Raw genomic sequence first — 4,344 nt, 5'->3', positions numbered from 1 at the left:
CGGGTGCTCGGTCATCTTCGGCAGGAACGTCACATCGAGCGAGGCGAGACCAAGGGCTTCATCAAGATCGTCGCCGATGCCGACACCAGACAGATCCTCGGCGCCGCCGTTTTTGGGCGGCCCATTTTTTGACTTGCATGCTGTTGGCTCAAGGCGACTTTTCTGTCGAGATGGAATTCATGTTGTGTGCACGACTGAGGTATATGTCCTTGCAGTCGCGAGCTTGCGTCTGATACGGGTTTGCGTTGATGTTTGAGTCCGTGGTCTAGGGTGAGCGGGACGCCATCCCCACAGTCTGAGCGCATGATGCTTCAGCACTACAGCCGGACTGCAATCGGCGCCGAACTGGTCAATGTTCGACCGTCTCAACAGCAGGCGGTCTGCTCCCAAACCGGGTGCCGGAGCAGACGGCGCACTCCCGGCGGCTCGCCGCACAGTCGGAGCAGGACGAGGAGGTTTGAGTCACAGCTGAGTGCGTCCGCCGTTGACCGGCAGATTGACGCCGGTGATATAGGATGCGTCGTCTGACGCGAGAAATGTAACGGCGGAGGCAACTTCCTCGGCGCGGCCGAACTGCTTCATCGGGATCGTGCCGAGCAGGCTCGCCCCCAACTCCTGCGCCTCCGCCTCACCAAGTCCGAGCTTCCCGAACAGGGGCGTCTCGATCACGCCGGGACTCACGGAGTTCACCCGGATATTGCGGTTGACGAGTTCCGAGGCCAGCGTTCTGACCAGGTTGCGGACCGCCGCCTTGCTGGCCGGCACGACCGACGTCCCGGCGACTCCGATGAGCGGCAGAGCCTTCTGCACCGTATAGTAGGTGCCTTTGAAGTTCACCTCCATCACTTCGTCGAACAGCTCAGGCGCCATCTCGGACACGAGGGCGAGCTTTGCGACCCCAGCATTTGCGAAGAGGATATCGATGCGTCCATGATGCTCACGGACCTCTGCGCAAAGCCGGTCGAGATCTTCGATCTTCGCCACGTCGGCGGCCACCGGATCAATCGCTCCGCCGATCGCCTTCGCGGCATCCTTCAACGCCTCGGGATGGCCCGACGATCACCACGGTAGCGCCTTCGTCCGCGGGCCGGCGTGCTGCCGCCAGTCCGATGCCGGTCCCGCCGCCTGTCACCACAGCGATCTCGTTGCTGAACCTAGACATCTCTCGTCCCCATCAATTGCCGAGACCTGCCGGAACAAGAGAACGGCTGAACCATCTGATTAGGCGACATAAGGCGTTCGCGCCGTGCCTGAGACGCCCGATCGCCTGCAATCAACTCCGAGGGGCCGCCTGGGAAAGCTCGCCAGCGCGAAGCGACCCGTTACACTGGACTTACACCGTCCCAATACCAGTCAATTCGAATCCAGCTGAAGCTGGCGTACCCCACAGGAGGCCCCATCCAAGAGGGTGACAATAGATCTAAGTCATCCGTGCAGAAGAAGATTGGGTAAGACAGCGGGACCACTCTGATGTGGACCCACAAACAATGACCTCAGATCTTCAGCATCTTTTTGGCTTGGTCGAGGACCTTCTCGGACTGAGGACGATTGCCTGCCTTCTGCAACTCCTCGCCCTGCTTACGCAGATCCATGACTTTCCGCTTGTCAGAGGCAGAGAGTTGAGCCGTCTGCATGGCCTTATCGATAGCGGCCATGTCTTGCGGACGTTGATAGGCAAAGGCCGGCCCAACGAACCCGGGTGTGAGCGTCAGGAGTGCGGCAATACCAATGGTGCGAAGCATGATTTTTCCTCCCAGGACGCGCCCCTATGGCGTCATTGTAAAAGACGAGTCTGGCCGAACGGTTTCCTGCGCCGATCCATTTGTCGATTGTCCTTCATGGAACCTCCATCGGATCCAGGCTCAGAGCGATACAAGACTCGATCATCACGGGCGGGGATCGCCCCTATGTCGCCCTTATGCAAGTGATTGACCCTCAGTCATTGTACTCCCGTCGGGTGTCTTTCCATTGTCACGGCTTTGCGAAACTGTGCTCCGATTGCTCAAAAATGCCGCAAAATCGCTGATTGCCAGCGGACCGCACCTCGGCGACTCTGCCATTGGAAATTCGATAAGGCCGTGGAGAGCCTGAGCGGGACTTGGCTGAGGCGGCTGCCGTCGCCGGATGCCATTATTGCGGGCATACTTCGCCTGCTGTTCGTGACCACACGGATCATCTCAATGCCGCCAAGGATCATTCGAGCACCAGCCACCAACCGAGAGCTGAGCTTGGGTCGAGCCAATGAGGAAATAATCTGGCGATAGCCCACGCTCTCGCGACGCACCATTGCTCCTCCGACAGAATAAGGCGGCTCTACATGCTGATACACATCTTCGTCAGCCTCCGTCCGACACGGGAGGCCCGATGATGTCTGATATCAAGACAGAGATTTCACAAAACATTCTCGACCGCTTCTATCTCGGCGGTGAATGGGTCCCAAGCCATTCGAAGAGACGGATATCCATCGTCAATCCTGCGACGGAAGCAGCGCTCGTTGATCTTCCATTGGCCGACATGGTTGACGTGGATCGGGCGATCGCAGCCGCGCGTCACGCGTTTGACAACGGCCCATGGCCTCGCATGAGTGGCTCGCAGCGTTCCGAGCAAATCGGGCGGTTCGTTGAATTGCTGGCTCCTCTGGAGGACGCTGATCTTGCGGCAGTGACCCAGTCCTGGCACCTTTCACGATGCCTTTCTCCGGACAGGTCTGTTTTGCCCAGACGCGGATCCTTGCCCTCAGATCACGCTTGGATGAGATCGCCGATGCCTATGTTCGAGCCATCGGAAGCCTCCGGATTGGTGACCCATGGAATCCGCAGACACAGGTTGGCCCTGTGCTCAACGCCCGCCAACTCGATCGTATCCTGAATTACATCGCGCAGGGGGGACAGCAGGGTGGACAGATCTTGGTCGGAGGTGGGCGTTCTGAAAACTTCAACCGTGGTTTCTTCATCGATCCAGCGGTCTTCGCCAATGTGACACCAGAAATGACGATTTTACGTGAAGAGATCTTCGGACCGGTCGTCACGATACAGGCGTATGATGACGAGGAGGAAGCTGTTCGCATAGCGAACGATACTGACCTTGGTCTGAGTGGAAGCGTGTACAGCCGCGACGTCGAGCACGCCTACGAGATCGCCTGCCAAATCCGAACCGGCCAAGTGGGCATCAACGGTGTTGAGCTCGCGCACAAGTTCTCAGGTGTGGGACGTGAGGGGGACCGGAGGGGCTCAAGGCGTTCCTTGAAACAAAATCTGTCTTCATGCCCATCCCGGGATAAGGAGTACCCCACGGACTCGCTGCACTTACGACCAACGATCAAACCATGATGATACTATCAAGCCGGCAGAAGTTTGGGTCCGTAGCAGGATCTCGGGCATGAGCACCACGCCTAACCTTTATTGGGACTTCCGTTTTCCTGCAGAAACCAACGCTGTGTACGTCTCATGAAGCAGTTCAAATTGACAGTTCGGTCTGGGAATTCGGATTCCTCTCCGAGACTATTGTAGCGGCTCTGGCTCTTGTGCAGAGCCAGAGCGCTTTCTCGGTGCTTGTGAGATCCTCAGTGCTTGTGAGAAGACGTCCTCTCGGGGATGGTGAACCTATGCGTCACTTCCTGCCCGGGGATCGGGTTGTGATCGGCGTCAACCAACCGGATCGTCACCTTGTGCGGACCGGCTGGGAAGTTGGCAATATCGACCGTGTTGTTGTCGCTCGCGTCCGCCCACCACCAGGGCAGGTCGTCGACGATGATGTGCAGATGCCCGATGCGGGGGGATGTGTCGACGGCGCCTGCTCCGAACACCGGCACGATGCGCAGGTTCTCCGTCCGATACTGGGCCCAGTAGATGCCCAGCGCCAGCCCTTCAGGAATCGGCGGGTCCACGATCAGCTTGGGTGCGGGCTCGTTCTCGACGGCGACATACGGTGAAGGGCCGCGGATCTCCCGCGCGCTCTGAGCGAAGGCGCCGGTAGCAAGTACCGTGACGGCTGCGGCGGCGGCAAGGGTCTTGATGAACGTGGTCATTTCAGTCTCTCCTTTGATCAACAAAGCCATTGGCTTCATGGGGTGGCTTGTGATGGACATGAACATGAGCGCAATCGGAGGGAGACTGAATAGCCGGATTTCGGGAGGCACTCTTTCGGCTCGTGAGCGAATGGCTCTCGCGTAGTGCTTCCGTGGCTCGCAGTCGCCCCAACCGTTAGATTATTGGTTCATGCCTCACGCGAATGGTGTGCCGGTCGATGTCGATCACGTCCGGGCCGCACACGTGGTCGGTTCACATGTGCTGGTGGCCATGTGGGCGCCGGCCCAACTGGACAGAGCGCATCTTGATTGCGGGG

The 4,344-nt window shown here is 58.7% G+C and carries 5 protein-coding genes and 2 pseudogenes; 3 read left to right on the top strand and 4 right to left on the bottom strand.

Features of this window, described 5'->3' with window-relative positions; all coding sequences use genetic code 11:
* Nucleotides 1-117: pseudogene (locus tag AA309_RS38025) on the top strand (hypothetical protein); the annotation flags it as partial.
* A 345-nt stretch (nt 118-462) separates the two neighbouring features.
* Here AA309_RS38025 and AA309_RS31165 read toward each other — a convergent pair.
* The 3 genes from AA309_RS31165 to AA309_RS31160 all read right to left on the bottom strand — a co-directional run bounded on the left by AA309_RS31165 (nt 463) and on the right by AA309_RS31160 (nt 1,742).
* Nucleotides 463-984: an SDR family oxidoreductase gene (locus AA309_RS31165; protein ID WP_280136947.1), complete on the bottom strand. Its 522-nt coding sequence runs from the start codon at nt 982-984 to the stop codon at nt 463-465.
* 16 nt (nt 985-1,000) lie between these two features.
* Nucleotides 1,001-1,162 (bottom strand): SDR family NAD(P)-dependent oxidoreductase, encoded by a 162-nt coding sequence (locus tag AA309_RS37370; RefSeq protein WP_280136946.1) that lies wholly within the window; start codon nt 1,160-1,162, stop codon nt 1,001-1,003.
* Nucleotides 1,163-1,493: 331 nt separating this feature from the next.
* Nucleotides 1,494-1,742: a hypothetical protein gene (locus AA309_RS31160; RefSeq protein ID WP_047192907.1), complete on the bottom strand. Its 249-nt coding sequence runs from the start codon at nt 1,740-1,742 to the stop codon at nt 1,494-1,496.
* A gap of 622 nt (nt 1,743-2,364) precedes the next feature.
* Between AA309_RS31160 and AA309_RS38020 the strand changes: the two are divergent.
* A pseudogene (locus AA309_RS38020) lies at nt 2,365-2,631 on the top strand (aldehyde dehydrogenase family protein); the annotation flags it as partial.
* A 56-nt stretch (nt 2,632-2,687) separates the two neighbouring features.
* Nucleotides 2,688-3,329, top strand: a complete 642-nt coding sequence (locus AA309_RS36060; protein ID WP_200902077.1) for an aldehyde dehydrogenase family protein — start codon at nt 2,688-2,690, stop codon at nt 3,327-3,329.
* A 233-nt stretch (nt 3,330-3,562) separates the two neighbouring features.
* On the opposite strand, the gene AA309_RS31145 is transcribed toward AA309_RS36060, so the two are convergent.
* Entirely contained in the window at nt 3,563-4,027 is a 465-nt protein-coding gene (locus tag AA309_RS31145) for a DUF6130 family protein (protein ID WP_047192904.1), read from the bottom strand.
* Nucleotides 4,028-4,344: the final 317 nt, after the last annotated feature.

The sequence above is a fragment of the Microvirga vignae genome (assembly GCF_001017175.1).
In the GTDB taxonomy this organism is placed as follows: Bacteria; Pseudomonadota; Alphaproteobacteria; order Rhizobiales; family Beijerinckiaceae; genus Microvirga; species Microvirga vignae.
This window is presented reverse-complemented; position numbering and strand designations above follow the sequence as displayed.